The organism is Agrobacterium sp. CGMCC 11546 (assembly GCF_013365515.1).
Taxonomy (GTDB): Bacteria; Pseudomonadota; Alphaproteobacteria; order Rhizobiales; family Rhizobiaceae; genus Agrobacterium; species Agrobacterium fabrum.
In genome coordinates this window covers 3,011,145-3,036,316 of sequence record NZ_CP047387.1, presented here as the reverse complement: position 1 = coordinate 3,036,316, position 25,172 = coordinate 3,011,145, and the positions used below count along the sequence as shown (strand labels likewise).

Annotated in this window: 24 protein-coding genes and 2 pseudogenes; 9 read left to right on the top strand and 17 right to left on the bottom strand. The window is 58.9% G+C overall.

Annotated features, from left to right (window positions below):
• Positions 1-669: 669 nt before the first annotated feature.
• From rpsT to mutM, 3 genes are all read right to left on the bottom strand, one after another.
• Positions 670-936: a 30S ribosomal protein S20 gene (gene rpsT, locus GSF67_RS14935; protein WP_006310170.1), complete on the bottom strand. Its 267-nt coding sequence runs from the start codon at positions 934-936 to the stop codon at positions 670-672.
• A gap of 195 nt (positions 937-1,131) precedes the next feature.
• On the bottom strand, positions 1,132-1,893 hold the full coding sequence (locus GSF67_RS14930) for an enoyl-CoA hydratase (RefSeq protein ID WP_083815614.1): 762 nt from the start codon (positions 1,891-1,893) through the stop codon (positions 1,132-1,134).
• A 46-nt stretch (positions 1,894-1,939) separates the two neighbouring features.
• Positions 1,940-2,836: a bifunctional DNA-formamidopyrimidine glycosylase/DNA-(apurinic or apyrimidinic site) lyase gene (mutM, locus tag GSF67_RS14925; protein WP_006310168.1), complete on the bottom strand. Its 897-nt coding sequence runs from the start codon at positions 2,834-2,836 to the stop codon at positions 1,940-1,942.
• 143 nt (positions 2,837-2,979) lie between these two features.
• Here mutM and ubiE point away from each other — a divergent pair, with 143 nt between their 5' ends.
• The 3 genes from ubiE to GSF67_RS14910 all read left to right on the top strand — a co-directional run bounded on the left by ubiE (position 2,980) and on the right by GSF67_RS14910 (position 6,753).
• The gene (gene ubiE, locus GSF67_RS14920) at positions 2,980-3,756 is read left to right on the top strand and encodes a bifunctional demethylmenaquinone methyltransferase/2-methoxy-6-polyprenyl-1,4-benzoquinol methylase UbiE (RefSeq protein WP_006310167.1); all 777 of its coding nucleotides are present in this window, start codon (positions 2,980-2,982) and stop codon (positions 3,754-3,756) included.
• Positions 3,757-3,792: 36 nt separating this feature from the next.
• The gene (gene ubiB / locus GSF67_RS14915; RefSeq protein ID WP_006310166.1) at positions 3,793-5,367 is read left to right on the top strand and encodes a 2-polyprenylphenol 6-hydroxylase; all 1,575 of its coding nucleotides are present in this window, start codon (positions 3,793-3,795) and stop codon (positions 5,365-5,367) included.
• Between the two features lie 471 nt (positions 5,368-5,838).
• Complete coding sequence (locus tag GSF67_RS14910; protein WP_035214567.1) at positions 5,839-6,753, top strand: sterol desaturase family protein; 915 nt, start codon at positions 5,839-5,841, stop codon at positions 6,751-6,753.
• 7 nt (positions 6,754-6,760) lie between these two features.
• On the opposite strand, the gene GSF67_RS14905 is transcribed toward GSF67_RS14910, so the two are convergent.
• From GSF67_RS14905 to GSF67_RS14895, 3 genes are all read right to left on the bottom strand, one after another.
• Entirely contained in the window at positions 6,761-7,135 is a 375-nt protein-coding gene (locus tag GSF67_RS14905) for an MmcQ/YjbR family DNA-binding protein (protein ID WP_006310164.1), read from the bottom strand.
• Positions 7,132-8,337 (bottom strand): bifunctional phosphopantothenoylcysteine decarboxylase/phosphopantothenate--cysteine ligase CoaBC, encoded by a 1,206-nt coding sequence (gene coaBC, locus GSF67_RS14900; RefSeq protein WP_006310163.1) that lies wholly within the window; start codon positions 8,335-8,337, stop codon positions 7,132-7,134. Before coaBC ends, GSF67_RS14905 begins: the two co-directional genes overlap by 4 nt.
• 69 nt (positions 8,338-8,406) lie before the next feature.
• Positions 8,407-9,990, bottom strand: coding sequence for a peptide chain release factor 3 (locus tag GSF67_RS14895; RefSeq protein WP_006310162.1), 1,584 nt, complete (start codon positions 9,988-9,990; stop codon positions 8,407-8,409).
• Positions 9,991-10,079: 89 nt separating this feature from the next.
• Between GSF67_RS14895 and dut the strand changes: the two genes are divergently transcribed.
• The 3 genes from dut to cysK all read left to right on the top strand — a co-directional run bounded on the left by dut (position 10,080) and on the right by cysK (position 12,354).
• Complete coding sequence (gene dut, locus GSF67_RS14890) at positions 10,080-10,550, top strand: dUTP diphosphatase (RefSeq protein WP_006310161.1); 471 nt, start codon at positions 10,080-10,082, stop codon at positions 10,548-10,550.
• A gap of 77 nt (positions 10,551-10,627) precedes the next feature.
• Entirely contained in the window at positions 10,628-11,245 is a 618-nt protein-coding gene (locus GSF67_RS14885; RefSeq protein WP_019564444.1) for a LysE family translocator, read from the top strand.
• 140 nt (positions 11,246-11,385) lie between these two features.
• Positions 11,386-12,354: a cysteine synthase A gene (gene cysK / locus GSF67_RS14880; protein WP_006310159.1), complete on the top strand. Its 969-nt coding sequence runs from the start codon at positions 11,386-11,388 to the stop codon at positions 12,352-12,354.
• Between the two features lie 110 nt (positions 12,355-12,464).
• Here the strand turns inward: cysK and GSF67_RS14875 are convergent, their stop codons facing one another.
• The 11 genes and pseudogenes from GSF67_RS14875 to rsmI form a co-directional block, all read right to left on the bottom strand.
• Entirely contained in the window at positions 12,465-13,997 is a 1,533-nt protein-coding gene (locus GSF67_RS14875) for a YifB family Mg chelatase-like AAA ATPase (RefSeq protein ID WP_010970811.1), read from the bottom strand.
• A gap of 184 nt (positions 13,998-14,181) precedes the next feature.
• Positions 14,182-15,141, bottom strand: a complete 960-nt coding sequence (gshB, locus tag GSF67_RS14870; RefSeq protein WP_006310157.1) for a glutathione synthase — start codon at positions 15,139-15,141, stop codon at positions 14,182-14,184.
• Between the two features lie 242 nt (positions 15,142-15,383).
• On the bottom strand, positions 15,384-15,896 hold the full coding sequence (locus tag GSF67_RS14865; RefSeq protein WP_006310156.1) for a cupin domain-containing protein: 513 nt from the start codon (positions 15,894-15,896) through the stop codon (positions 15,384-15,386).
• Between the two features lie 109 nt (positions 15,897-16,005).
• On the bottom strand, positions 16,006-17,106 hold the full coding sequence (locus GSF67_RS14860) for a sn-glycerol-3-phosphate import ATP-binding protein UgpC (protein ID WP_006310155.1): 1,101 nt from the start codon (positions 17,104-17,106) through the stop codon (positions 16,006-16,008).
• Positions 17,107-17,116: 10 nt separating this feature from the next.
• A complete protein-coding gene (ugpE, locus tag GSF67_RS14855) occupies positions 17,117-17,959 on the bottom strand; it encodes a sn-glycerol-3-phosphate ABC transporter permease UgpE (RefSeq protein WP_006310154.1) in 843 nt (280 codons plus the stop codon).
• 11 nt (positions 17,960-17,970) lie between these two features.
• The gene (locus tag GSF67_RS14850; protein WP_006310153.1) at positions 17,971-18,939 is read right to left on the bottom strand and encodes an ABC transporter permease subunit; all 969 of its coding nucleotides are present in this window, start codon (positions 18,937-18,939) and stop codon (positions 17,971-17,973) included.
• Positions 18,940-19,022: 83 nt separating this feature from the next.
• Complete coding sequence (locus tag GSF67_RS14845; protein ID WP_006310152.1) at positions 19,023-20,321, bottom strand: extracellular solute-binding protein; 1,299 nt, start codon at positions 20,319-20,321, stop codon at positions 19,023-19,025.
• 132 nt (positions 20,322-20,453) lie between these two features.
• Positions 20,454-20,606, bottom strand: a pseudogene (locus GSF67_RS26305) (DapH/DapD/GlmU-related protein); the annotation flags it as partial.
• A 222-nt stretch (positions 20,607-20,828) separates the two neighbouring features.
• Positions 20,829-20,969 (bottom strand): annotated as a pseudogene (locus GSF67_RS26300) (maltose acetyltransferase domain-containing protein); the annotation flags it as partial.
• Between the two features lie 38 nt (positions 20,970-21,007).
• Positions 21,008-21,376, bottom strand: a complete 369-nt coding sequence (locus GSF67_RS14835) for a YraN family protein (RefSeq protein WP_006310150.1) — start codon at positions 21,374-21,376, stop codon at positions 21,008-21,010.
• Complete coding sequence (rsmI, locus tag GSF67_RS14830; protein WP_006310149.1) at positions 21,366-22,307, bottom strand: 16S rRNA (cytidine(1402)-2'-O)-methyltransferase; 942 nt, start codon at positions 22,305-22,307, stop codon at positions 21,366-21,368. Before rsmI ends, GSF67_RS14835 begins: the two co-directional genes overlap by 11 nt.
• Positions 22,308-22,571: 264 nt before the next feature.
• Here rsmI and dnaN point away from each other — a divergent pair, with 264 nt between their 5' ends.
• The 3 genes from dnaN (at position 22,572) to GSF67_RS14815 (ending at position 25,171) form a co-directional block, all read left to right on the top strand.
• On the top strand, positions 22,572-23,690 hold the full coding sequence (gene dnaN, locus GSF67_RS14825) for a DNA polymerase III subunit beta (RefSeq protein WP_010970806.1): 1,119 nt from the start codon (positions 22,572-22,574) through the stop codon (positions 23,688-23,690).
• Between the two features lie 193 nt (positions 23,691-23,883).
• Positions 23,884-24,477: a phospholipid N-methyltransferase PmtA gene (pmtA, locus tag GSF67_RS14820; RefSeq protein WP_006310147.1), complete on the top strand. Its 594-nt coding sequence runs from the start codon at positions 23,884-23,886 to the stop codon at positions 24,475-24,477.
• Positions 24,478-24,574: 97 nt separating this feature from the next.
• Entirely contained in the window at positions 24,575-25,171 is a 597-nt protein-coding gene (locus GSF67_RS14815; RefSeq protein ID WP_006310146.1) for a histidine phosphatase family protein, read from the top strand.
• Position 25,172: the final 1 nt, after the last annotated feature.

Below are 25,172 nucleotides of genomic sequence, written 5' to 3'. Positions count from 1 at the left end.
CGACAAAGGCGACTACTCGTTTGCGAGTCGGTTATCCCATTTCACTCCCCCTCATGGAGAGACCTGCGACACGCTAAAAACGCTCCTTTCGTTACAACCTTAAGGCGCATTTTTGAGGACAAAAAGCTCCTTCCCGTTCCGAGACCGAAACGGCACAAAAAGCTCCATGACCTGAAAAAACGGATCTCGAAAGATCCGCTAGCAAGAAGGTGAATATCGTCGATATGATCATCGAGATAATCTGTGGACTGAGCTCCGCACCCCTTGTTGGAATGCATTTAGGCAGGATCGTGGGGAGAGATCAATGGCGTTTTTTCTGCAAAAACTCAGATCGGCCATTGACTCACAAAGGCCGTTTTGCATCACCGACGAGGTACGAAGCAGAATCGCTTATGAATCAATGAGATTCAATTTTGGCAATTTTTGAGAGCCGATTTTACCAAAAAAATAAAAATCTGCTTGACTCAAAACTAGCCGCGACTTCCGTAGAGAAAGCTTCCCACCTTCAGGGAGACCTCCAGTAAATAATTGTTTTTATTATGCTTTTCCTGTCGTCCATCTGACATGCATTTGTCACGTTACGGCAGCAATGGTTAATGGGCAGTTAGAATCACAAAAAGCCCGGTCAAAAGACCAGGCTTTTTGAATAGTTAATTGTGATTAGCCGGATTAGGCGGAAAGAGCCTTAACGCGCTGGGCAAGACGCGACACCTTGCGGGATGCGGTGTTGCCGTGCAGAACGCCGCGCGTTGCTGCGCGCTGGATCTCAGGCTGAGCTGCCTTCAGAGCTTCGGTGGCGACTGCCAGATCGCCGGTAGCGATTGCTTCCTCGACCTTGCGGATGAAGCCGCGAACGCGCGAACGGCGAGCCTTGTTGACTGCGGTACGGCGAGCGATCTTGCGGGTCGCCTTTTTCGCCGAAGTTGTATTGGCCATGTATGCCTCTCTTCGAATTCAAACCAAATTCCGCAACCAGAGGATCGGGTCGTTCGACGACCTCACGTAACCCAAGAATGCGGGAGTAATTTCGGACAAGCCTGATGGCTTTCCTTAACCGTGGGCGGGCATATACCGCTAAAGCGCACCCCCGTCAACGCGCAAAACGCTTAAAAGCGCCGATATTCCGAATCCTTAGCGATTCAGGAAAGCGGGTTTGCGCTTTTCAACGAAGGCCGCCATGCCCTCCTTCTGATCCTCCGTCGCAAAGAGCGACTGGAAGGCACGCCGTTCATATCTCAGCCCCTCGGCGAGCGGCACCTCGAAGGACCGGTTGACGCTTTCCTTGGCCATGAGCACGGAAGCACGCGACAGCGAGGCAATGCGGGTCGCAGCTTCCACCGCCACCTCCATGAGATCTGCAGCCGGCACGATACGCGATACGAGGCCGGCGCGCTCGGCTTCCGCCGCATCCATCATGCGGCCGGTCAGAACGAGGTCCATGGCCTTCGCCTTGCCCACCGCCCGCGTCAGCCGCTGCGATCCGCCCATGCCGGGAATGACGCCGAGGGTGATTTCCGGCTGGCCGAACTTCGCCGTGTCCGAAGCGATAATGAAATCGCACATCATCGCCAGCTCGCAGCCGCCGCCGAGCGCAAAACCGGAAACAGCGGCAATAACAGCCTTGCGTGTGGCCGCGACCTCATCCCAGCCACCCAGGAAATCGCCCACATAGGCATCGACGAAATCCAGCCCCTGCATTTCCTTGATGTCGGCGCCGGCCGCAAATGCCTTTTCCGAGCCGGTGATGATGATGGCGCCGATGGAATCATCGGCTGAGAAAGAAGACAGAATGTGCCGCAGCTCTTTCAGAAGCACCGAATTGAGGGCGTTGAGCGCCTTGGGGCGGTTGAGCGTGATGACGCCCACCTCATCGCGCTTCTCGACCAGTATCATTTCATAGTCCACGGCAATCTCCCCTTCTCCGTAACTTGCAACACCGCTATTTCTGGCAGGCGGCGCAATAGAATGTCGAACGACCGGCCTGCACCACCCTTTCAACCGTACCCCCGCAGCCGGGTGTCCGGCAAGGCTGGCCTTCCTGATCGTAGACTGAAAAGGAATGCTGGAAATAACCGAGCGTTCCATCCGTCTGTATATGGTCTCGCAGGGAGGAGCCGCCGGCGGCAATCGCATCGGCGATCACGTCACGGATTTTCTCCGTCAGATCGATGAGCTGCGCTTTCGGTTTGCCACCTGTCGTCACCAGCGTTCCCGCCGCCCGCAAGGGAGAAAGATGGGCGCGCCAAAGCGCCTCGCAGACATAGATATTGCCCAGCCCGGCAATGATCTTCTGATCCAGCAGTGTGCTTTTCAGTGGCTGGCTTTTGCCCTCGAACCGGCTCGCCAGATAATCCGCGCTCAGCGCATTGCCGGTCGGTTCGGGCCCAAGCTCGGCAAAGGCGGGATAGAGGTCGAGCTTGTTGCGCTCCACCAGATGCATGAAGCCGAAGCGGCGCGGATCATTATAGATGACGCAGACGCGCTCCTCTCCTTTATCCAGATGAAAGACGACATGGTCATGCTTGCCGTCTTTCGAGCGGGCATAATGAAAGGCGCCGGGCGCTTCGCCGCCCTCTCCCTTTTCCGCCTCGATGCGGAACGAGCCGGACATGCCGAGATGGGACACGATCGTCAGCCCGTCCTCCAGCTCGATGAGAAGATATTTCGCCCTGCGCCCAAGCGAGATGATCGTTTTTCCTTCGATCAGCCCCGCGAAATCCGCTGGAAACGGAAACCGCAGATCCGGGCGGCCAAGATGGAGCTTGCGGACCCTTGCGCCTTCCATGGCGGGTGCGAGGCCTCGTCTGACGGTTTCGACTTCTGGCAATTCTGGCATCTGGCTTATCCGGCAGTTTATCGTTAGGACCATGTGGTCTATACAGTGCACGCGAAATGTCGCGCCCAGGCGATGCGGCAACAGATAGCGTTGCCATGGCGTTTCCGCTATGGTCCGCCACGCAATAAATATGGAGACAGATGATGACCGACGCCCGTACGACCGCAGAAGGTGGCATGGAAACGTCCTATGGCTTTCACAAGGTGGATGAAGGCAAGAAGCAGGGGCTGGTCAATGAAGTCTTCCATAAGGTGGCCAAGCGCTACGACATTATGAATGACGTGATGTCGGCCGGCCTGCACCGGCTGTGGAAGGACGCCATGGTCTCCGCGCTTTCGCCGCGCAAGGATCCTTCCTACAAGATTCTGGACGTGGCGGGCGGCACTGGCGATGTCGCCTTCCGTATCATCGAAGCCTCCAACCGTCTGGCGCATGCCACCGTTCTCGATATCAACGGCTCGATGCTGGCTGTGGGCGAGGAACGCGCTGCGAAAAAGAAGCTTTCCGACAATCTGACCTTCGTCGAGGCCAATGCCGAGGAGCTGCCCTTCGAGGCGAATACATTCGACGCCTATACGGTCGCCTTCGGCATTCGCAATGTGCCGCGCATCGATGTGGCGCTGAAGGAGGCCTACCGCGTGCTGAAACGCGGCGGACGGCTGCTGGTGCTGGAATTTTCCGAAGTCGACATGCCGCTGCTCGACCGCGTCTATGATGCCTGGTCGTTCAACGCCATTCCGCAATTCGGCAAGATGATCACCGGCGATGCCGAGCCCTATCAATATCTGGTCGAGTCGATCCGCAAATTCCCCAATCAGGAGGATTTTGCAACGATGATCCGTACTGCCGGCTTTTCCCGCGTCACCTATACCAATTATACCGGCGGCATCGCCGCCCTGCATTCCGGCTGGAAGCTTTAAGACCATGCCCGGCAGACGCAGGAGACAAGCATAAGCATGAGTACTTTGGGCGCATATTTCCGCCTCGCAAGGGTTGGCTGGGTTCTCGTGCGCGAAGGCGTCGTGCTGGCTTTGCCGTCCGATGACCTGCCTGCCCCGGCACAATTGTTGAAAGCGGCGCTGAAACCTTTCGCCCGCAGCAAGGCAAAACGGGCGCAGCGCAGCGACCGGCTAGCCGTGGCGGTCGAGCGGCTTGGGCCTTCCTATGTGAAGATGGGCCAGTTTCTGGCCACCCGGCCGGATGTGGTGGGTGCCGATTTCGCCGACGATCTTGCGAGCCTTCAGGACCGCATGGCTTTTTTCCCGGCCGCTGCGGCGAAGGCCAATATCGAAGGTTCGCTCGGACGGTCAATTTCGGAGCTTTATAGAGAATTCGGCGACCCGATCGCCGCCGCCTCCATCGCCCAGGTGCACCCGGCCATGGTGGATACGCCAAAGGGACCGCGCAAGATGGCCGTCAAGGTCATTCGACCCGGCGTGCGTCAGCGTTTCCAGAACGATCTCGAGGCGATGTATCTGATTGCCGACCTGCAGCAGCGTTTCGTTCGCTCCGCCCGTCGCCTGCGGCCGGTGGAAGTGACACGCACGCTGGAGCAGACGACCAAGATCGAGATGGATCTACGGCTCGAGGCCGCCGCACTTTCCGAGCTTGCGGAAAATACCAGACAAGATCCCGGCTTCCGTGTTCCAGAAGTGGATTGGGAACGCACCGGCCGCGACGTCGTCACCATGGAATGGATCGACGGCGTCAAGATGTCGGATATCGAGGGACTGAAGGCAGCCGGCCACGACCTGAACAAGCTGGCCGATACGCTGATCCAGTCCTTCCTGCGGCATACGCTGCGCGACGGTTTTTTCCATGCCGACATGCATCCCGGCAACCTCTTCGTCGATGCGAAGGGCGAGATCGTCGCCGTGGATATGGGCATTGCCGGTCGGCTCGGCAAAAAGGAACGCCGCTTCCTTGCCGAAATCCTCTATGGCTTCATCACGCGTGACTACATGCGGGTGGCGGAAGTGCATTTCGAGGCCGGTTACGTGCCGGGCCATCACGACAAGGCCAGCTTCGCCCAGGCGATCCGCGCCATTGGCGAACCAATCCACGGCCAGCCGGCCGAGACGATCTCGATGGGCAAGCTCCTGACCCTGCTGTTCGAAGTGACCGAGCTTTTCGACATGGAAACGCGGCCGGAACTGGTGATGCTGCAAAAGACCATGGTGGTGGTGGAAGGCGTGTCGCGCATGCTCAATCCGCGCTTCAATATGTGGAAGGCGGCCGATCCGGTCGTCGGCGGCTGGATCCGTGACAATCTCGGTCCCAAACGCATCGCCACCGATCTGAAGGACGGCGTGAAGGCGGCACTCAAGCTCGCCGAAGCAGTGCCCGAGATCGCCGCCAAGACCGAGAAGCTGCATTCCGAACTGATGTATATGAGCGAAAACGGCCTGCGTTTTGACGCGCAGACGGCGGAAGCCATCGGCAAAGCGGAAGCGCGCCATACCAAATGGGGGCGGATTGCGCTCTGGGTGATTGCGCTGACGCTTCTCTATATTGCCATCCGAATCAGCTAAGAACGTGAAGGTGCCCGGCGTGACCGCCAGGCGCCTCAGTTATCAAAAAAACCGCCTATTAAGCAGACGTGACGACCGCATGCCATGCTCATGCAATATACGAAGAATAGTGACCTGATCTTCTCAACGAAACAGGTGGCCGATGCGATTGTTAACACTTCTGGTTGGTTCGCTATTCTTCAGTCTTCAACCGGTCGCAGTGCCGGAAGCGATGGCGCAACACAGGGTCTACGATCCCTGTACGGACGGTAGCATAAACGATGGAATACCACGCAGTTGCGACGAGGTGAGACGGGAATTGCGACGCAGCGACAGGTATGATCGAAGGGAATGGGACTATTATCGGCCGATGCGGCCACTTCGCACCGATCCATGCAGGGACGGGCGCGTCAGCGACGGGCAACCGCGATCCTGCGGAGAGTTGCATCGCTGGTTGAATGGTAGATGATTGCCGGACGGGAATTGAAATTCATGGCAAAAGCGCAGGTAATAAAACAGGCCCTTTCCTATTCTTCGTGGCCACTCGTATTTGGCGGCGGCCTCGTGGGATCCTATTTCGCTTTCGCGGGCAGCCATCCGATCGCTGCGTTTCTGGCTGTTTACGCCGGCGCGGTTCTGAGCCTGTTTCTTCTCGAGCGCTATATTCCCTATGAAGTCGAATGGCTTGAGGGTGACGGCGAGACCATGACCAGCATCGGTCACACGCTTTTGACGAAGGGGCTCGTGCAGCTCGCTGCCGCCGCAGCGGCAATCTTCCCGATGCTGGCCGCCAATGTGCTGCAGCCGCTTGCGGCCATGCGTTTCGACCTGTGGCCGTCTCATCTGCCTGTCATCGTTCAGGTCGCGCTTGCGGTGACGATTGCCGAATTCGGTCTCTACTGGGCCCATCGCATCGCGCATGAAACCGTGTTCTTCTGGCGCTTCCATGCGCTGCATCACAGCGTCGTGCGGCTCTGGGTCGTAAATACCGGTCGGTTCCATGTCGCCGATTCCCTGTTCAAGATCACGCTCAGCCAGATTCCGCTCTATTTCATGGGTGCGCCGCTTCAGGTCTTCTGGTGGCTGGGTGCGGTGACCGCGTTCATCGGTATCTTGACCCATTGCAACGTCGATATGAAAACGGGGCTGCTCGACTATATCTTCAGCACCCCGCGCCTGCACCGCTGGCACCATTCGAAGCAGCTTCCGGAAGGCAATACCAATTACGGCGAGAACCTCGTCATCTTCGATATCCTCTTCGGGTCCTACCATAACCCCGATCGGCCCTCTTCCACCGATATCGGCATCAAGGGTGAGATCGCCAAGGGGTTTGTGCCGCAACTGTTGCAGCCCTTCACCAAAGAAGGCGTCCGCCAGATCATCGGCAAGGACAAGAAGGTAAGCTGACGGCAAATTATAGGCGGGGCGAGGTATCGATCGCGATTCCCAGTTCGCCCCGCAGTTTTTTTGTCAGGCCGGCTGCGACAAGCTCATAGGAGCGGCGCACATAGTGCTCCAGTTCTTCCTGTTCGAGCGGGGAATGATCGCCAATCGATATCCATTTGCGTTTGGCGAAATAGGGTGCCTGAGCGATGCCCTCAAGCGAGGTGAGGATTTCAAAACTCTCTTCCGAGCATTTCACCACCAGCCGCCAGTCTTCCCGTTCGCCCAGCACCGCAAAAACCTTGTCGCCCACCTTGGCCACATGTGAATCCCATTGATCGACGAAACGCACGCCCGGCCATTCGCCAAGCACCCTGTCGAATGTCTTGCGATCAAAGAGGGTCATGCGAGTTTCTCCGCGATAAGGGCTGCCAGACGTTTTGCGACTTCCGCCTTGTCGAGATCCGGCCAGGCCTCGACACCATCGGCCGAAATGATCTTCACGCTGTTGCGGTCTCCGCCCATGATGCCGGTTTCTGCCGATACATCGTTGGCGATGATATAATCCGCACCCTTACGCTCCAGCTTGGCGCGGCCGTTTTTCTCCACATCCTGCGTTTCGGCGGCGAAACCCACCACCACCCTGGGGCGCTTTTCATGGTGGCCGACGGTCTTGAGAATATCCGGATTCTCCGTCAGCTGCAGCGCCGGCGGCGCATCGCCCGGCTGCTTCTTGATCTTTTGTTCCGAGGAACCTGTCACCCGCCAGTCGGCAACCGCGGCGACCATGACGGCGATATCCGCAGGAAGCCTAGAGATCACCGCATCGCGCATCTCTTCTGCGCGCTCGACATGGATCGTTGTCACCCCGGCGGGATCGGCGATGGTGACGGGGCCGGAAACCAGCGTGACCTCCGCGCCCAGTGCCGCGAGAGCCGCTGCGATGGCATGACCCTGCTTGCCGGAAGAGCGGTTGGCAATATACCGCACCGGATCGATCGGCTCATGCGTAGGCCCGGAAGTGACGATCGCCGTTTTGCCTTTGAGCGGCTTCGAGCTGCCATCCAGCAGCGATAAGACGGCTTCGACGATCTGCAAAGGCTCCGCCATGCGGCCAAGGCCAGCCTCGCCCGTCTCCGCCATCTCGCCGGCCATGGGCCCGATGAAAAACACGCCATCCTTCTTCAGCGTTTCGACATTGCGCGTCGTTGGCTTTGCCGACCACATTTTCGGATTCATGGCCGGCGCAACCAGCACCTTGCGATCCGTGGCGAGAAGGATCGTGGAAGCGAGATCGTCGGCGAGGCCATTCGCCATCTTCGCCATCAGATCGGCTGTGGCGGGTGCCACCAGCACGAGATCGCAATCGCGCGCCAGCCTGATATGGCCGACATCCTGCTCGTCCTGCCTGGAAAAAAGCTCGGTGAAGACATGGGTGGCTGAAAGCGCGCCGACAGCAAGCGGCGTGACGAATTCCTGTGCGCCCTTCGTCATGACCGGCGTGACCCTGGCGCCGCGCTCTTTCAGGCGGCGGATGAGATCGAGGCTCTTATAGGCCGCGATGCCGCCGGAGATGATGAGGAGAATATGTTTGCCTGAAAGCGTCATGATGCCGGACCAGTTTCCCGTTTACGGGGAAACTAAGCCCTTGGCATTCAAAGTGCAATCCGGCTGATATCACGCCGCCTTGGCGACGTGATATTCCTTGATGGCGACCATCTTGATTGCCGGAAACCGCTCGGATTCATACCGCAGCGAGAAGGCATCCTGCGCCAGAAAAACAGGGTCGCCATCGAGATCGCGGGCGATATCACCACGCTTGACGTTGAGGAACTTGTCCATCTCCGCCGGCTGATCCGACGAAATCCAGCGGCAGACCGAAAAGCGCGACATTTCGAACGAAACCGGCAGGCCGTATTCGCCCATCAGCCGTTCCTTCAACACGTCGAGCTGCAGTGCGCCGACGACGCCGACGATGGCCGGCGAGCCGTCTTCCGGCGAAAAGAGCTGTACGACGCCCTCCTCCGCCATCTGCTGCAGCGCTTCCTTCAGCTTCTTCGCCTTCATGGCGTCCTCCAGCCGCACGCGGCGCAGGATTTCCGGCGAGAAGTTCGGCACACCCTGGAAGACAAGGTTTTCGCCCTCGGTCAGCGTGTCACCGATACGCAGCGTGCCATGGTTGGGAATGCCGACCACATCGCCCGCAAAGGCGGTATCGGCCAGTTGGCGCTGCGACGCGAAGAAGAACTGCGGCGCGGTGAGCCCCATCAGCTTGCCGGTACGCGACAGCCGCGCCTTCATGCCGCGCTCCAGCTTGCCGGAGCAGATGCGGGCAAAGGCAATGCGGTCACGGTGGTTGGGGTCCATATTGGCCTGAATTTTGAAGACGAAAGCCGTCATCTTGTCTTCTGCCGCATGCACGACGCGGGTATCCGCTACCTGATCGCGCGGCGGCGGGGCGAAATCGCCGAGAGCATTGATGAGGTCGCGCACACCGAAATTGCGCAGTGCCGAACCGAAGAACACCGGCGTCATATGACCTTCGAGAAACGCCTGACGGTCGAAAGGACGGCAGGCTTCCAGCGCCAGTTCCGTCTCTTCGACAAAGACCTTGCGTTCGTTTTCCGGCAGACGGTCGGCGACCGCCTGCGGGCCGTTGACCGAAAGGCCGTCCACCTGCGTGTCGTTGCCACGAAAGGTGTTTTCGGCAAGATTGTAAGCGCCACAGAAGCTTTTCGCCCGGCCGACCGGCCAGGTGATCGGCGCGGTATCGAGCGCCAGCTTCTCCTCGACCTCATCCAGAATCTCGAAGGGATCGCGGCTTTCGCGGTCCATCTTGTTGATGAAGGTGATGATCGGAATATCGCGCATGCGGCAGACTTCGAAGAGCTTCAGCGTGCGCGGCTCGATACCCTTGGCGGCGTCGATGACCATGATCGCAGCATCCACCGCCGTCAGCGTGCGGTAAGTATCGTCAGCGAAGTCTTCGTGGCCGGGCGTATCGAGAATGTTGAAGACGCGGTCGTTATATTCGAAGGTCATGACCGAGGTGACGACCGAAATGCCGCGCTCGCGCTCGATCTTCATCCAGTCCGAACGGGTCTGGATGCGGTCCTTCTTCGCCTTCACCTCACCGGCAAGCTGGATCGCTCCACCGAACAGCAGCAGTTTTTCGGTAAGCGTGGTCTTACCCGCGTCCGGGTGCGCGATAATAGCAAAGGTGCGGCGGCGGGAGACCGCCTCGGCAAGTGTTTCGGCCATCTGACAAATCCTGTGAATTGCGGGCTATCTAGCGTTTCAGGCCCGCATTTGCAATTGACCTCGCCGCGATCTCGGCAAACTAATGCCGCATGACCGTTCAAAACGACAATCGACCCCTCCTCCGGCTCGTGCGTCTCGCCAATGGCGCAGACCTCGAATTGCCATCCTATGAAACCCGTGGCGCCGCCGGCATGGACCTGCGCGCCGCAGTGCCGGCCGATGAACCGCTGAATTTGCAGCCGGGCGAACGGGCTCTGGTGCCGACAGGTTTCATCTTCGAAGTTCCGCAAGGCTATGAGGCGCAAATCCGTCCGCGCTCCGGTCTTGCCATCAAGAACGGCATCACCTGCCTCAACTCCCCCGGCACGGTGGACAGCGATTATCGCGGCGAAGTGAAGGTCATCCTCGCCAATCTGGGGCAGGATGATTTCACCATCGAGCGCGGCATGCGCATTGCGCAGATGGTGATCGCGCCGGTGACGCAGGTTGCCGTGAGCGAAGTGACGGAAACCTCCGAGACGGCGCGCGGTGCCGGCGGTTTCGGTTCGACCGGGGTGTAGCCGACAAGCAGCATGATCGATTGTTTTTACCCGGCAATTTCGGTATTGATCGAGCGGATTTTCCGGGAAAAACGATCATGACGCTGACGACCCTTCTAGCCTATGCCACTGCCCTCTTCATCGCCGCTGCCATTCCCGGCCCCGGCATGACGGCGATCGTGGCGCGGGCGCTGGGTTCGGGCTTCCGGGAAACCTTCTTCATGGGCCTCGGGCTGGTGCTGGGCGATATGATCTACCTGACCGGCGTGATACTCGGCCTCGCCTTCGTGGCACAGACCTTTCAGGAGGCCTTCATGGTCCTGAAATTCGCTGGTGCGGCTTATCTTCTCTATATCGCCTGGAAGCTCTGGACTGCCGGCCTCTTGCCGCAGGACCTGAAGGCGAAAAAAAGCACCAGCATACCTATGTCGTTTCTGTCCGGCTTGCTGATCACGCTCGGTAATCCAAAAACGATGCTGTTTTATGTGGCGCTGGTGCCGACGCTGATCGACATCCGCATGATCGGCCCGTCGGAATATGCGACACTGCTGGCGCTGACCTTCGTCGTGCTGATGGCCGTTCTCCTGCCGTACATCCTGCTTGCGGCCAAGGCACGCAACCTCTTGAAACGGCCGAGCGCCTTGACGATCCTCAACCGCACGGCGGCGGGCATTCTGGCCGGAACGGCGACGATGATCGCAATCCGCAGCACCTGAAATAAATTCATACGCCTGCCCCATTTGCCGTAAAATTATTCCGGTCATTTCGCGATATTAGGACGAACGTTCGCTAGCCTGAGAGGGCTATTGCTCCTATTCTGCCGCTCAAACTTGCGGTCTTCATACAGGAGAACATCATGCCCGAAGCCAGAAAGCCCGGACGCGGACGCGTCTATTCCTCAATCACGGAAACAATCGGCGACACGCCGATCGTGAGGCTCGACAAGCTGGCGAAGGAAAAGGGCGTGAAGGCAAACCTGCTCGCCAAGCTGGAGTTCTTCAACCCCATCGGTTCCGTGAAGGACCGTATCGGCGTTGCCATGATCGAAGCGCTGGAAGCACAGGGGAAGATCACTCCCGGCAAGACGACGCTGGTGGAGCCGACTTCAGGTAATACCGGCATCGCGCTCGCCTTCGCCGCCGCCGCCAAGGGTTACAAGCTGATCCTCACCATGCCGGAAACCATGTCGGTTGAACGCAGAAAGATGCTGGCGCTGCTGGGTGCCGAACTGGTGCTGACCGAAGGCCCGAAGGGCATGAAGGGTGCTATCGCCAAGGCTCAGGAACTGGCAGAGACCCTGCCCGACGCCGTCATTCCGCAGCAATTTGAAAACCCCGCCAATCCGGATATTCACCGCCGGACAACGGCGGAAGAAATCTGGAACGACACCGATGGCACGGTTGATATCCTCGTTTCCGGGATCGGCACCGGTGGCACGATCACCGGCACGGGCCAGGTTCTGAAATCCCGCAAGCCCGAAGTGAAGGTGATTGCGGTCGAGCCCGCCGACAGCCCGGTTCTTTCCGGCGGCAATCCCGGCCCGCACAAGATTCAGGGCATCGGCGCCGGCTTTGCACCCGCCATTCTCGACACCGGCGTCTATGATGAAATCGTCACCGTGACCAATGACGAGGCATTTGAAATTGCGCGTCTGGCGGCACGGCTCGAAGGCGTGCCGGTCGGCATCTCCTCGGGTGCGGCGCTGGCCGCGGCCATCAAGGTTGGCGCGCGTGAGGAAAATGCCGGCAAGAACATCGTCGTCATCATTCCTTCTTTCGCAGAACGTTATCTTTCGACCGCGCTTTTCGAAGGCCTTGGGCTTTAAGTCAGGTTCTCGCGCACGGTGCTTATGCACCGCTCAATTGATATCCCGATGTGCCGCCCGCCCCGCTGGCGGCACATCGTTTTCGCGGTTAAGGCCCGAAGATCAACTTTCTAAGCCGCGACCGTCAGCCTTTCCCCCGCGATGCGGTAGGACACGGCTTCCGCCACATGGATGCGGCCAACCGTCTGCTTACCGTCCAGATCGGCAAGTGTGCGGGCTACCTTGAGAATGCGATGATAACCTCGCGCGGAAAACTTCAGCCGCTCGGCAGCGTCGCGCAGCAATTGCAGCCCGGATGCATCCGGTTCGGCATATTTTTCGATCAGCGTCGTTGTACAGCGGGCATTGGTGCGGATGGCAGGAAACCCCGCCGCCGCATAACGTTCCTGCTGGGCAAGGCGGGCCCGTGCGACCCGGGCGGCAACCACCGCACTCGGCTCGGATACGACGGGTCGGATGAGATCGGTCGCGGAAACGGCGGGAACGTCGATGCGAATATCGATGCGATCCAGCAGCGGACCTGAAATGCGGGACTGATAATCGGTTACACAACGCGGACCTCTGGCACAGGTGAAGCCCGGCTCTCCCGCCATGCCGCAGCGGCAGGGGTTCATAGCAGCCACGAGTTGAATTTCGGCGGGATAACTGACGCGATGATTGGCCCTTGCGATGATGCATTCGCCGGTTTCCAGCGGCTGGCGCAACGCATCCAGCACCTGCGGCGAAAATTCCGGGAATTCATCCAGAAACAGGACGCCGTGATGCGCAAGCGATGCCTCACCCGGTCGGGCGCGTAACCCGCCGCCGATCAGCGCCGCCATGGTGGCGGAATGGTGCGGCGTGCGGAACGGTCTGCGGTCCGAGAGCTTGCCGCCCGATAATTGGCCGGCAATGGAATGCACCATCGACACTTCCAGCAGTTCCGCCACCTCTAGTGGCGGCAAGATGGAAGGCAGCCGAGCGGCGAGCATCGACTTGCCAGAACCGGGCGGCCCGACCATCAGCAGATTATGGCCGCCGGCGGCCGCGACCTCCATAGCGCGCCGGGCGCTTTCCTGTCCCTTGATATCGGCCAAATCCGGCAGATTGACCGGATTGGCGCGGATGGCGGGTGTGGGGCGCGACAGAAGCTGGGTGCCGCGAAAATGATTGGCGAGGGCAATGAGGCTGCGCGGGGCGAGAATATCGATGCCGGCGCCGGCCCAGGCCGCTTCCGGCCCGCTTTCAGCCGGGCAGATCAAGCCCTTGCCGAGCGCATTGGCACCAATGGCCGCCGGAAGCGCACCAGAAACCGTGCCAATCGTGCCATCGAGATTGAGTTCACCGAGAACCACATATTGGCTGAGCGCTTCCGCCGGTATGGCCCCCAGAGCAGCCATGAGACCGAGAGCGATGGGAAGATCGAAATGCGATCCTTCCTTCGGCAAATCGGCAGGCGCCAGATTGACGGTGACTTTTTTTGCCGGCAAGGCCAGACCCGAGGCGTGCAGGGCGGCCTGCACCCGCTCGCGGCTTTCAGCCACCGCCTTGTCCGGCAGGCCGACAATCTGGATGCCGATCTTGCCGGGTGCGACCATAACCTGCACCTCGACGGGCACGCCCTCTATGCCCTGAAATGCAACCGTATTGACCCGTGCCACCATGGCCTGCCCCCCGCAAACCGGCCGCATCATCGGAACTTCATGTTCCATGGCGGCCACTCGCAAGCAACGTGCCACAGCGCAAAGAATAAAACAAGAACACCTAGAGAACAATTTCTCGCAGGCGATGTATTTTAGTTGTATCGAGTTGTACGCACGGAACAAACCGGGAGCGATTGAAATCGCTTCAGAAATCCTGGGCGTCGCGTTTTTTCTCGATCGCATCCCACAGCAGGCTCGCCACATCGGCGCCGCCGAATTTGCGCACTTCGCGAATGCCTGTCGGTGAGGTGACGTTGATTTCCGTCATATAATCACCGATCACATCGATACCGACGAAGAGGAAACCGCGCTCGCGCAGGGCAGGACCGATGCGGCGGCAGATTTCCTGTTCCCGCGCCGTCAGTTCCGTCGGCTCAGGCCGGCCGCCGGCGTGCATGTTGGAGCGGGCATCGTTTTCCGCCGGCACGCGGTTGATCGCACCCACCGGCTCGCCATCCACCAGCAGGATGCGCTTGTCGCCCTTGCGGACGTCAGGCAGGTATTCCTGGGCGATATAGGGCTCACGGAACATCTGGCCGAACATCTCCAGCAGGGAGGAGAAATTGCGGTCATCACGCGCCGAATGGAAGACCCCCGCGCCGCCATTACCGTAGAGCGGCTTGAGGATGATATCGCCCATCTCATTGCGGAAGCGGGCGATCTCGGAAACGTCCTTGGTGATCAGCGTCTTCGGCATCAGGTCGGCGAATTCGGTGACGAAAATCTTCTCCGGCGAGTTACGCACCCAGGCGGGGTCATTGACAACAAGCGTCTTGGGATGAATCCGCTCTAGGAGATGGGTCGAGGTGATGTAGGCCATGTCGAAGGGCGGGTCCTGGCGCAAATGAATGACATCCATGGTCGAAAGATCGACCCGCTCCGGCTCCGACAGGGAAAAATGATCGCCCTTGATGTCGCGCAGTTCCATTTGCTCGACTGTGGCGTAAATCTTGCCATCGCGCATGGAAAGCCGCTCGGGCGTATAATGGAACAACCGGTATCCGCGCGCCTGCGCCTCAAGGCTGATGGCGAAGGTGGAGTCGCCGGCAATATTGATGCCGGAGACATGATCCATCTGGATCGCGACGTTCTTGATCTTCGCCATGCACATCTTCCTCTTGCAGTATGCGGACGCTTCGCCGGTCCGCCCTGCCCCTTGCTCGCTTTTCAAGCTTCCCGGCAGGACCGGAAGAGACCCCGGAAATGCTTCAGAAAACCCTGAAGATGTAGGGCAGCGACCATTCAAACGCAACTGCTGCAAGCGATGGTTCGTGTGAGTTTTATTGAACCTTCACAATTGCGCCGGCGGAGCAGCACAGGCCCGCCGGCCGGGGGTGAAGACAGGGTTCACGCCGCCAGCTTATAGGAGCGGCCGGCAAACAGCTTGTTCTTGACGCGATAGGCCAAAGCCAGTGCCGTGGGAAACGGGCGGCGCATGAAGGCGACCTTGCGGACATAGTCGTCCACCCGCCAGGTGGCCCAGGTTCCAGCCCGGAAATAGGCGACGTCCCCCACCCTGAGGATGCTGACCGAACCGTCTTCGGCCGTCACATGCACTTCGCCTTCCAGAATGTAGACGGTTTCATCCCAGCCGAAAAACCAGCGGAATTCGCCGGCAGTGCAATCCCACATGGCCGTGCTGGAGGCACGGTCGCCACTTCTGGAGTGATCCGCCGCGCGGGCTTGAGGGTTGCCGGAGATGATCCATTCCGGATTGATGGGGGCCGGCTGAAGCCGCAGATCGGTGCAGGAAGCGCTGACGACCGCTTCGTCTTTTTGTCTGCGCAGATAGGCCGGCAATATCGGCACCGTTCGGATTGCCATGGTTGCGGCCGCCGCGAACATCATTTTGAACGACATATGAGAAAACCCCCGTGAAATATTGGAGGTCTTCTATCATCGGGATCGTAACAAAGCGGTTTTGACAATCGGCGCAATTTTAGTCATCGCGCCGATTTCTGCGCTGCGCTCAGGCCATCGCCATCTGAGCGGACTGCACACCGAGCTGCTCCGCCTTGCCGGCAATGCGCTTGCCGGTTTCACTGGAGAAGAAATGCAGCTTTTCCGACGCGATCGTGATCGAAAGTGCTGCGGGAACATCGACGTCCGGCGGGAAAGCGATTGTCGGGTTCTGGTCGCCGATCATGCCGTGGATGAGGCGCTGGGAACCCAGTTCCTCGATGTAATCAACCCTGAATGCAAAACCCTGCTCGCCTGCCGTAGCGAGGCGGAAATCCTCTGCCCGCATGCCCACCGTCACCGGCCCGGAGGTGGGTGCGAAACCATTGAGCGCAAACAGCGACGGACCGATGGCGAGACTATCACCGTGCAGTTCGGCATTCAGCAGGTTCATGGCGGGAGAGCCGATGAAGCTCGCAACGAAGGTCGAGGCGGGGGTGTGATAGACATCGAGCGGCGCGCCGATCTGTTCGATGCGACCGCCATTCAGCACGACCAGGCGATCCGCCAGCGTCATGGCCTCCAGCTGGTCGTGAGTGACATAGATGGAGGTGGTGCCGAGACGCTTCTGCAGACGCTTGATTTCACCGCGCATGGAAACACGCAGCTTGGCATCGAGGTTGGACAGGGGCTCATCGAACAGGAAGGCGGCAGGCTTGCGCACGATGGCGCGCCCCATGGCGACACGCTGCCGCTGACCGCCGGAAAGTGCGCGCGGCTTGCGCTCCAGATAGGGTTCGAGCTGCAGCATGCGGGCGGCTTCGGCCACACGCGCATCGATTTCCGTCTTCGCTGTCTTGCGGTTCTTCAGCCCATATTCCAGGTTCTCGCGCACCGACATATGCGGGTAAAGCGCGTAGTTCTGGAATACCATGGCGATATCACGATCGGCCGGATCTGTCTGGTTGACGACCCGGTCACCGATCTTCACCGTACCCTCGGAAATATCCTCGAGGCCGGCAACCATACGCAGTAGCGTGGACTTGCCGCAGCCGGAGGGGCCGACGAGAACGATGAACTCGCCATCCCGGATGTCGATATCGACGTGATGCACGGCGCGCACGCCGCCATGATAATCCTTGCAGACCTGACTAATTTCTATCGCGGCCATTTCGGTCTCCTTATTTATCGCTTTCGGTCAGGCCCTTGATGAACCAGCGCTGGAAAATGACGACGATCAGCACCGGCGGCAGCATGGCCAGGACGGCGAGCGCGAAAGCTTCGTTGTAATCGGGAATTTGCGAACCGACCCAGACCTGCAGGATCGACTTGATGCCACGCATCAGCGTGAAGAACCTCTCGTCCGTCGTCATCAGCATGGGCCAGAGGTACTGGTTCCAGCCATACACGAACATGATGATGAAGATCGCCGACATCATCGTGCGGGACAGGGGGATTAATATATCGATGAAGAATTTCACAGGACCCGCGCCATCGATGCGCGCGGCTTCCAGCAACTCCTCCGGAACGGACTTGAAGAATTGCCGGAAATAAAAGGTGCCGGTGGCCGAGGCGAGAAGCGGCACGATGAGGCCGGTATAGGAATTCAGGAGGCCGAGTTTGCTCATCACCTCATAGGAAGGCATGATGCGCACTTCGAGCGGCAGAAGCAGCGTTGTGAAAATGATCCAGAAGGCAAGCGTCGCAAACCGGAAGCGGAAATAGACGATCGCATAGGCCGCCGTCATCGACAGGACGATCTTGCCGACGGCAAAACCGATGCCGAGGACCAGCGAGTTGATCACCATGTTGAGACCGGTGACCTGCCCGGTGAAGCCACCCTTCTGCGTCAGGACCTTTTCGTAGGTCTCCACGAAATTATCGCCCGGGACTATCGTCAGACCGCTACGGTGGATTTCCGCCGCCGTGTGGGTGGATGTCATGAAGGCCACGACGACAGGCAATATCAGAAACAGTGCGCCGAGGATCAATACCAGATGATCGAGAGGTCTCGTCTTGTACATGGTCTTCTCCCTCAATTGTAGTGGACGCGCTTTTCGATGAAGCGGAACTGGATGACGGTGAGAACGAAGACGACCAGCATCAGAATGACTGATTGGGCCGAGGAACCACCAATGTCATTGCCGCGGAAACCATCGAGAAACACCTTGTAAACCAGCGTGATAGGATTATCCGCCGCCTTATCCTTCACCATCACGTCGATGACACCGAAGGTATCGAACAGCGCGTAGGTGATATTGATGATGAGCAGGAAGAAAGCCGTGGGCGCAAGAAGCGGCATAATGACGGTCCAGAACCGTCGGAAACCGGAGCGGCAATCGATGGCCGCGGCTTCGCGCACGGAAACCGACACGCCCTGAAGCCCGGACAGGAAAAAGATGAAATTGTACGGGATCTGCTTCCAGACCGCGACGACGATCATGGCTGTGGCGGTATCGAAGTAGTTGAGACCGACCTTCATGTCCCAGCCGAAGACTGCGGCCAATTTGACGAAAGGCCCGATATGCTGGTCGAAAAGCATCATGCCGATAAGACCCGCGACCGGTGGTGCGATGGCATAGACGGAAATCAGCAACGTCTTGTATGTCGAGCTGCCGCGAATGACCGCGTCGGCCTTGACGGCAAGCAACAGGCCGAGCGCCAGCGAAAAGAAGGTCACCAGCACGGTGAAGACAACCGTGAATTTGGCGATGCTGAGATATTCCGGATTGAATATCGCGTCCGAATAATTGGCGAAACCCACGAAGGATGCGGCGAAACCGAAAGGATCTTCGATATAAAACGATGATTGCACGGCCTGAACGGACGGCCAGTAGAAGAAGATGAAGATCACCGCGAGCTGCGGTGCAAGAAACAGATAGGGCACGTAGGACGAGGAGAACTGCACGCGCTTCATGCCGGCTTCAGCGGGCTTGGCGGGTTTTCCAGCCTTTGCGGACCAGCCGGACAAAAACCGGCGTGGTTGAGACGATGTATAGGCCATGCTTGCGCCTCCTTATCCAGAAGCGAGCCTCCCTTCCATCGAAAGGGAGGCTCGACAATGATCATTGATTTCGAAAAGATCGATCAGCCGGCCGTTTTGGCAAAACGGGCCAGAAGGTCGTTGCCTTCCTTCTCGATGATCTCGAAAGCAGCCTTCGGCGTCACTTCGCCCGAGAAGATGCGGTTATATTCACGTTCCATGACGGCGCGGATTTGCGGGTAGAAACCGAGGCGGTAACCCTTGGACCACTCGCCACCCGGCAGCGACAGCTGCTGAATACCAACTTCTGCGACCGGCTTTTCCTTGTAGTAGCCTTCAGTCTTGGCCTTTTCGTAAGCGGCCTTGGTGATGGCGACGTAACCGGTTGCCTTATGGTAGAAGACCTGGATTTCCGGCGAGGTCAGGAACTGGAAGAAGTCGGCCACGCACTTATTTTCGGCTTCAGACTTGCCAGACATTGCAAAGAGAGCAGCGCCGCCGATGAAGGAGTTGGTGCCGGCACCCTTGATGGAGCCCCAATAGGGAAGGAAGGTTGCCGAGAACGGCATGGTCGCCGTCTTCTGCAGGCCACCGAAGGAGCCCGAAGAACCGATCCAGAGCGCGACCTTGCCTTCTTCGAAAGGCTTCTGGTTGTCGTTCCAGCCGGCGCCGTAATAGGCAAACAGGCCCTTGTCCTTCCAGTCCTTGAGCTTTTCGAACATCATGACGAGGTTCGGGTCGGTGACCTTGAGCTTGGTGTCGGTGACACTGTCGTAACCGTTATTATTGGTGGCGAACTGGATGTTGTTGCGGGAGAAGAAATTCTCCGTGAACTGCCAGGTCAGCTGCGACTGGACGAGCGGGATGTAGCCGGCTTCCTTCAGCTTCGGCGCAACCTTTTCGAACTCTTCCCAGGTCTTCGGTGCCTCGACGCCGGCCTTTTTCAGGGCTTCGTCGTTGATATACATGATCGGAGCGGAGGAGTTGAACGGCATGCCGACGAACTTGCCATCAGCGGCAGCGTAGAAATAACGCACGCCGTTGATGAAGGCGTCACGATCGAACTTGTAACCGGCCTTGTTGATGAGGTCTTCTGCAGGAATGACCGCGCCCTTGGCGTTGATGATGGTGGCGGCGCCGGCATCAAAAACCTGGAGGATGTTCGGCTGTTCGCCCGAACGGAAAGCAGCGATGCCGCTGGCCAGCGCTTCTTCGTACGAGCCCTTGGAAACCGGCGTCAGAGCGCATTCCTTCTGGGCTTCGTTAAACTTCTGGGAAACTTCGTTGATGACTTCGCCGTTGCGTCCACCCATGCCGTGCCACCAGGTGATGTTGGTCGCAGCCATGGAAGATGTTGCCGAAATGCTGACCGCCACTGCGGCCATGGAAATCTTCTTCAACATTACTAATTCCTCTCCACCATTTATTGGGGTGAGGATGCGAATAGAGCGGTTCGATGACGCCTCTTTGACAGTTCCGTGTCAGATTTATTACACCACGTGCCGACAATCTCAGCCGGCTATACGATTTATGGGTCGGGCGGGATTTCCCACGACCGTTGCACGCGCCGGCACATTGCGCGTCACCACCGAGCCGGCACCGACAATTGCACCGTCACCGATGGTGATACCGGCCAGAATGATCGCTCCGCCGCCGATCCAGACATCACGGCCGATCGTGACAGGCTTTGCAATCTCAATCCCCTGCGCGCGCGGAACCGGATCAAGATGGTGTTCCGCACAATAGATCTGCACGGCGGGGCCGAGCATCGCGCCGTCGCCTATCACGACCTTCGCAGAATCGAGAATGGTGCAGCCGGCATTGAGATAGGCATTCCTACCGAGCGTAATGTTGAAACCGTAGGCGCAATGAAAAGGCGCCTCGATGAATGCACCTTCGCCCACGGAGGCAAACAGTGCGCGCAGCAGCGGCCCGATGGTGCCGCGCTCATCCGGCGGCATGGTATTGTGCTGGTGAACCGCCCGGCGTGAATGCCAGCGCAGCATATCCAGTTCGGCATCCATGCAGCTGTACCATTCGCCCGCGGCCATCTTTTCCCGCTCAGTGGACATTGCCTTCCCCCTCCCCCTTAAAATGCGTCGATAAAGTGCTGCGGCAGGCGTCGTGGCAGAACGGCGACAATATCGAAGCGCAGCGAAAAACGGCCGGCATCCCTGCGGCGGGAGAGCCAGAGATCGGCAGCCGCCCGAATGCGCTGCTGCGAATGAAAACCGACGGCATCCACCGCGCTGCCACCGGAAGCGCGCGCCTTGACCTCGATGATGGCGATGATATCCTTTTTTCGGGCGATGAGATCGATTTCCCCGAGCCGGGTTCGATACCGAATGGCGAGGATGCGATATCCCTTTAGCAACAGATAAAGTGCGGCCCAATATTCGGCGGCATGGCCGCGTCGCTCGGCTTTCCGCCTTTTATTGCTCTGCCCGTCAACGGCCATCCGTGTCCTTCATATCCAGCAGCCTTTGATAAAGCTCCTTGCGCGGCAGGCCCGTCAGCTTCGCCGCTTCGCCAGCAGCCTTGGCGGCGGACATGGTGGCGACGAGATCCTTCAGGAGCTTCTCGACATCCTCGATATCAGGAATTTCATCATAGGAGGGCGGCTCCACCAGCAGCACGATCTCCCCCTTCACCACACGGTCGCCATCGTAATAATCCGCAAGCTCGCCGAGTGTACCGCGCCGGAACTCTTCGAAAGTCTTGGTCAACTCACGGCAGACCACGGCGCGGCGGTCGCGGCCAAGCACTTCCGACGCCACCTTGAGAGACGCGCCGATACGGCGTGGCGATTCAAAGAAGATCAGGGTTGCGGGGATTTTCGCAAGCCCTGCAAAACGGTCGCGCTTGCCGCGATCCTTGACTGGCAGGAAACCCGCAAAGAGGAAGGCATCGCTCGGCATGCCGGACCCGACAAGGGCGGCGAGCGGCGCAGAGGCGCCCGGCACCGGCACAACGCGGTGTCCGGCTTCGAGTGCCAGCTGGCCGAGGCGATAACCCGGGTCGGAAACCAGCGGCGTTCCGGCATCCGATACCAGCGCCACAGATTTTCCGGCCTCCAACGCGGCGATGAGCTTCGGCCCCGCTTCGTTTGCGTTGTGTTCGTGATAGGCGAGCGGGCGCGTGCGGATGCCATAACGTTCAAGCAGGATGCGGGTGACGCGGGTATCCTCGCAGGCGAGAACATCGGCCGAGGCCAGCGTTTCCAGCGCGCGGATGGTGATATCGCCGAGATTGCCGATGGGGGTGGCGACGAGGTAAAGCGCCGGCTCCAGCGGCCGGGCCGGAATGGTGGCCGTGCCGATCCTGAATTCCTTCGCTGCCTGTCTGGCATCGCTGCTCGATATTTCCTGCGTCACACGGCTTCCAATCATTCTGGCCGAACCTTGCCGGCCGGTCGCTCCGGTTTTTCCCTTTATGGGCAATAGAAAACCGGCGAACAAGCTCCATCGGCTGTCGCAACCTGTGGATCATGTTGTATAGCAGCAAAATGAGCCGAGGCAGATGAACTCCGCTCTTGCATTTTCTCCAATAACTCTGCCATTTTGCCCGTCCACATTGTCCGGCTTTTGCCGGTGAAGACTCTTCTTGCCGATCCGGCGGTGGCCGGTTCGCAACGGTTGAAAGCGGTAGCGTCCATGCGTATTACTCTTGAGCGGTCGAACCTTCTGAAATCGCTGAACCACGTCCACCGGGTCGTCGAGCGTCGCAACACGATCCCGATCCTGTCCAACGTTCTGCTGCGCGCCTCCGGCGCCAATCTGGACATGAAGGCGACCGACCTCGATCTGGAAATCACCGAAGCGACCCCGGCCATGGTAGAGCAGGCGGGCGCGACAACCGTGCCGGCACACCTGCTTTACGAAATCGTGCGCAAGCTGCCGGATGGTTCCGAAGTGCTTCTGGCGACAAACCCGGACGGCTCATCCATGACCGTTGCGTCCGGCCGCTCGAAATTTTCGCTGCAATGCCTGCCCGAAGCGGATTTCCCTGACCTCACCGCCGGCACCTTCAGCCACACCTTCAAACTGAAGGCGGCCGATCTGAAGATGCTGATCGACCGGACGCAGTTTGCGATTTCGACCGAAGAGACGCGTTATTACCTGAACGGCATTTTCTTCCACACCATCGAAAGCAATGGCGAGCTGAAACTGCGCGCCGTCGCCACCGACGGTCACCGCCTTGCGCGTGCTGACGTCGATGCGCCCTCCGGCTCCGAAGGCATGCCGGGCATCATCATTCCGCGCAAGACCGTCGGTGAACTGCAGAAGCTGATGGACAATCCGGAACTGGAAGTCACAGTCGAAGTCTCGGATGCGAAGATCCGCCTGGCCATCGGTTCCGTCGTTCTGACCTCGAAGCTGATCGACGGCACCTTTCCCGATTATCAGCGCGTAATCCCAACCGGCAACGACAAGGAAATGCGCGTCGATTGCCAGACCTTCGCCCGGGCAGTGGACCGTGTTTCGACGATTTCTTCCGAGCGCGGCCGCGCCGTGAAGCTGGCGCTAACTGACGGCCAGTTGACGCTGACCGTCAACAATCCCGACTCGGGAAGTGCTACCGAAGAAGTGGCCGTTGGCTACGATAATGATTCGATGGAAATCGGCTTCAATGCCAAATATCTCCTCGACATCACATCGCAGCTCTCCGGCGAAGATGCGATTTTTCTGCTGGCGGATGCGGGTTCGCCAACACTGGTTCGCGATACCGCCGGTGACGACGCACTCTATGTTCTGATGCCGATGCGCGTTTAAAACCGACCGTTTTCTTCAATTTTTCCAGAAACGCCGGTGGATCGCTTCATCGGCGTTTTTTGATTCGGCGAACAGGTGGTTCGACCCGTAACTGAATTTTCTCAGTTACGACATTTTGCCTTGTTTTTGCGCCAAATGGGATCAACAGTACGTAACAATTTTTTGACAATGACCAATACATCCGAGGGGAATCATGGCACTCAACCTGAAGCAACGGCTTGAACAAAAATTTGAGGAAGAAATCCGCTTTTTCAAAGGTATGGTCAGCCAGCCGAAAAAAGTCGGCGCCATTGTCCCGACATCGTCGATCACGGCGAAAAAGATGGCAAGCGTCATCAATCCCCATTCCGGCCTGCCGGTTCTGGAACTCGGTCCCGGCACCGGGGTCATCACCAAGGCCATTCTGGCACGCGGCATCAAGCCGGAGAGTCTGACGGCCATCGAATATTCGACTGATTTCTACAATCAGCTGCTCCGGAGCTATCCAGGCGTCAATTTCGTCAATGGTGACGCCTTCGATCTCGATGCGACGCTTGGCGAGCACAAGGGTCAGATGTTCGACAGCGTTATCTCCGCCGTGCCGATGCTGAATTTCCCGATGGCTGCCCGCATCAAGCTTCTCGACGAATTGCTGAAGCGCGTGCCGCATGGCCGCCCGGTAGTGCAGATATCCTACGGTCCGATTTCCCCGATCGTCGCGCAGCCGCATCTCTACCATATCCGCCATTTCGATTTCATCGTGCGCAATATTCCGCCGGCGCAATTGTGGACCTATACGCGGGCCTGATCGTCCCGCCAGAACGGACGAGGCCGTCATTTCCCGGTCGTGACGAATGGTTAGGGTGTTGATTTGCCCTTTCCATTGCCTTTGAGGACCGATTGCCATGCATGCGCTCTACATCACCCACCCCCAGGTCAAGATCGACCCGGCTGTTCCCGTTCCCGAATGGGGGCTTTCGGAAAGGGGTGCTGAACGGGCGCGTGAGGCGAGCCGCCTTCCCTGGGCGAAGGCATTGCGGCGCATCGTTTCCAGCGCCGAAACCAAGGCGATCGAAACCGCCCATATGCTCGCGGAAACCTCCGGTGCAGCGATAGAGATCATCGAGGCGATGCATGAAAACGACCGGTGCGCCACCGGTTTCCTGCCGCCGCTGGAATTCGAGAAGGCGGCGGACTGGTTCTTCGCCCATCCTGAGGAGAGTTTTCAAGGCTGGGAGCGGGCAATCGACGCGCAGGCGCGGATCGTCGAGGCCGTCAACGCCGTTCTCGACCGACACGACCCACGGCAGCCGATCGCCTTTGTCGGCCATGGCGGCGTGGGCACACTGTTGAAATGCCATATTGAAGGCCACGGCATCAGCCGCAGCAAGGACCAGCCTGCTGGCGGTGGCAATCTTTTCCGTTTTTCCATCGCCGAATTTTCACTTGCAGCGGCCTCCCCCACATGCGACTGGACGGCAATGGAAACATGGCAGGGATAAG

What these genes read in the sequence shown, in the direction of transcription:
- gshB (WP_006310157.1), bottom strand. Translation starts at nt 15,141, where the DNA reads ATGGCGAAGATCAAGAACGTCGCGATCCAGATGGATCATGTCTCCGGC.
- rsmI (WP_006310149.1), bottom strand. Translation starts at nt 22,307, where the DNA reads ATGATTGGAAGCCGTGTGACGCAGGAAATATCGAGCAGCGATGCCAGA.
- GSF67_RS14860 (WP_006310155.1), bottom strand. Translation starts at nt 17,106, where the DNA reads ATGGCCGCGATAGAAATTAGTCAGGTCTGCAAGGATTATCATGGCGGC.
- GSF67_RS14895 (WP_006310162.1), bottom strand. Translation starts at nt 9,990, where the DNA reads ATGGCCGAAACACTTGCCGAGGCGGTCTCCCGCCGCCGCACCTTTGCT.
- GSF67_RS14930 (WP_083815614.1), bottom strand. Translation starts at nt 1,893, where the DNA reads ATGATACTGGTCGAGAAGCGCGATGAGGTGGGCGTCATCACGCTCAAC.
- mutM (WP_006310168.1), bottom strand. Translation starts at nt 2,836, where the DNA reads ATGCCAGAATTGCCAGAAGTCGAAACCGTCAGACGAGGCCTCGCACCC.
- ubiB (WP_006310166.1), top strand. Translation starts at nt 3,793, where the DNA reads ATGAGTACTTTGGGCGCATATTTCCGCCTCGCAAGGGTTGGCTGGGTT.
- GSF67_RS14845 (WP_006310152.1), bottom strand. Translation starts at nt 20,321, where the DNA reads ATGTTGAAGAAGATTTCCATGGCCGCAGTGGCGGTCAGCATTTCGGCA.
- cysK (WP_006310159.1), top strand. Translation starts at nt 11,386, where the DNA reads ATGCCCGAAGCCAGAAAGCCCGGACGCGGACGCGTCTATTCCTCAATC.
- coaBC (WP_006310163.1), bottom strand. Translation starts at nt 8,337, where the DNA reads ATGACGCTTTCAGGCAAACATATTCTCCTCATCATCTCCGGCGGCATC.
- ugpE (WP_006310154.1), bottom strand. Translation starts at nt 17,959, where the DNA reads ATGTACAAGACGAGACCTCTCGATCATCTGGTATTGATCCTCGGCGCA.
- pmtA (WP_006310147.1), top strand. Translation starts at nt 23,884, where the DNA reads ATGGCACTCAACCTGAAGCAACGGCTTGAACAAAAATTTGAGGAAGAA.
- GSF67_RS14885 (WP_019564444.1), top strand. Translation starts at nt 10,628, where the DNA reads ATGACGCTGACGACCCTTCTAGCCTATGCCACTGCCCTCTTCATCGCC.
- GSF67_RS14815 (WP_006310146.1), top strand. Translation starts at nt 24,575, where the DNA reads ATGCATGCGCTCTACATCACCCACCCCCAGGTCAAGATCGACCCGGCT.
- dnaN (WP_010970806.1), top strand. Translation starts at nt 22,572, where the DNA reads ATGCGTATTACTCTTGAGCGGTCGAACCTTCTGAAATCGCTGAACCAC.
- GSF67_RS14875 (WP_010970811.1), bottom strand. Translation starts at nt 13,997, where the DNA reads ATGGTGGCACGGGTCAATACGGTTGCATTTCAGGGCATAGAGGGCGTG.
- GSF67_RS14910 (WP_035214567.1), top strand. Translation starts at nt 5,839, where the DNA reads ATGGCAAAAGCGCAGGTAATAAAACAGGCCCTTTCCTATTCTTCGTGG.
- ubiE (WP_006310167.1), top strand. Translation starts at nt 2,980, where the DNA reads ATGACCGACGCCCGTACGACCGCAGAAGGTGGCATGGAAACGTCCTAT.
- rpsT (WP_006310170.1), bottom strand. Translation starts at nt 936, where the DNA reads ATGGCCAATACAACTTCGGCGAAAAAGGCGACCCGCAAGATCGCTCGC.
- GSF67_RS14865 (WP_006310156.1), bottom strand. Translation starts at nt 15,896, where the DNA reads ATGTCGTTCAAAATGATGTTCGCGGCGGCCGCAACCATGGCAATCCGA.
- GSF67_RS14850 (WP_006310153.1), bottom strand. Translation starts at nt 18,939, where the DNA reads ATGGCCTATACATCGTCTCAACCACGCCGGTTTTTGTCCGGCTGGTCC.
- GSF67_RS14835 (WP_006310150.1), bottom strand. Translation starts at nt 21,376, where the DNA reads ATGGCCGTTGACGGGCAGAGCAATAAAAGGCGGAAAGCCGAGCGACGC.
- dut (WP_006310161.1), top strand. Translation starts at nt 10,080, where the DNA reads ATGACCGTTCAAAACGACAATCGACCCCTCCTCCGGCTCGTGCGTCTC.
- GSF67_RS14905 (WP_006310164.1), bottom strand. Translation starts at nt 7,135, where the DNA reads ATGACCCTCTTTGATCGCAAGACATTCGACAGGGTGCTTGGCGAATGG.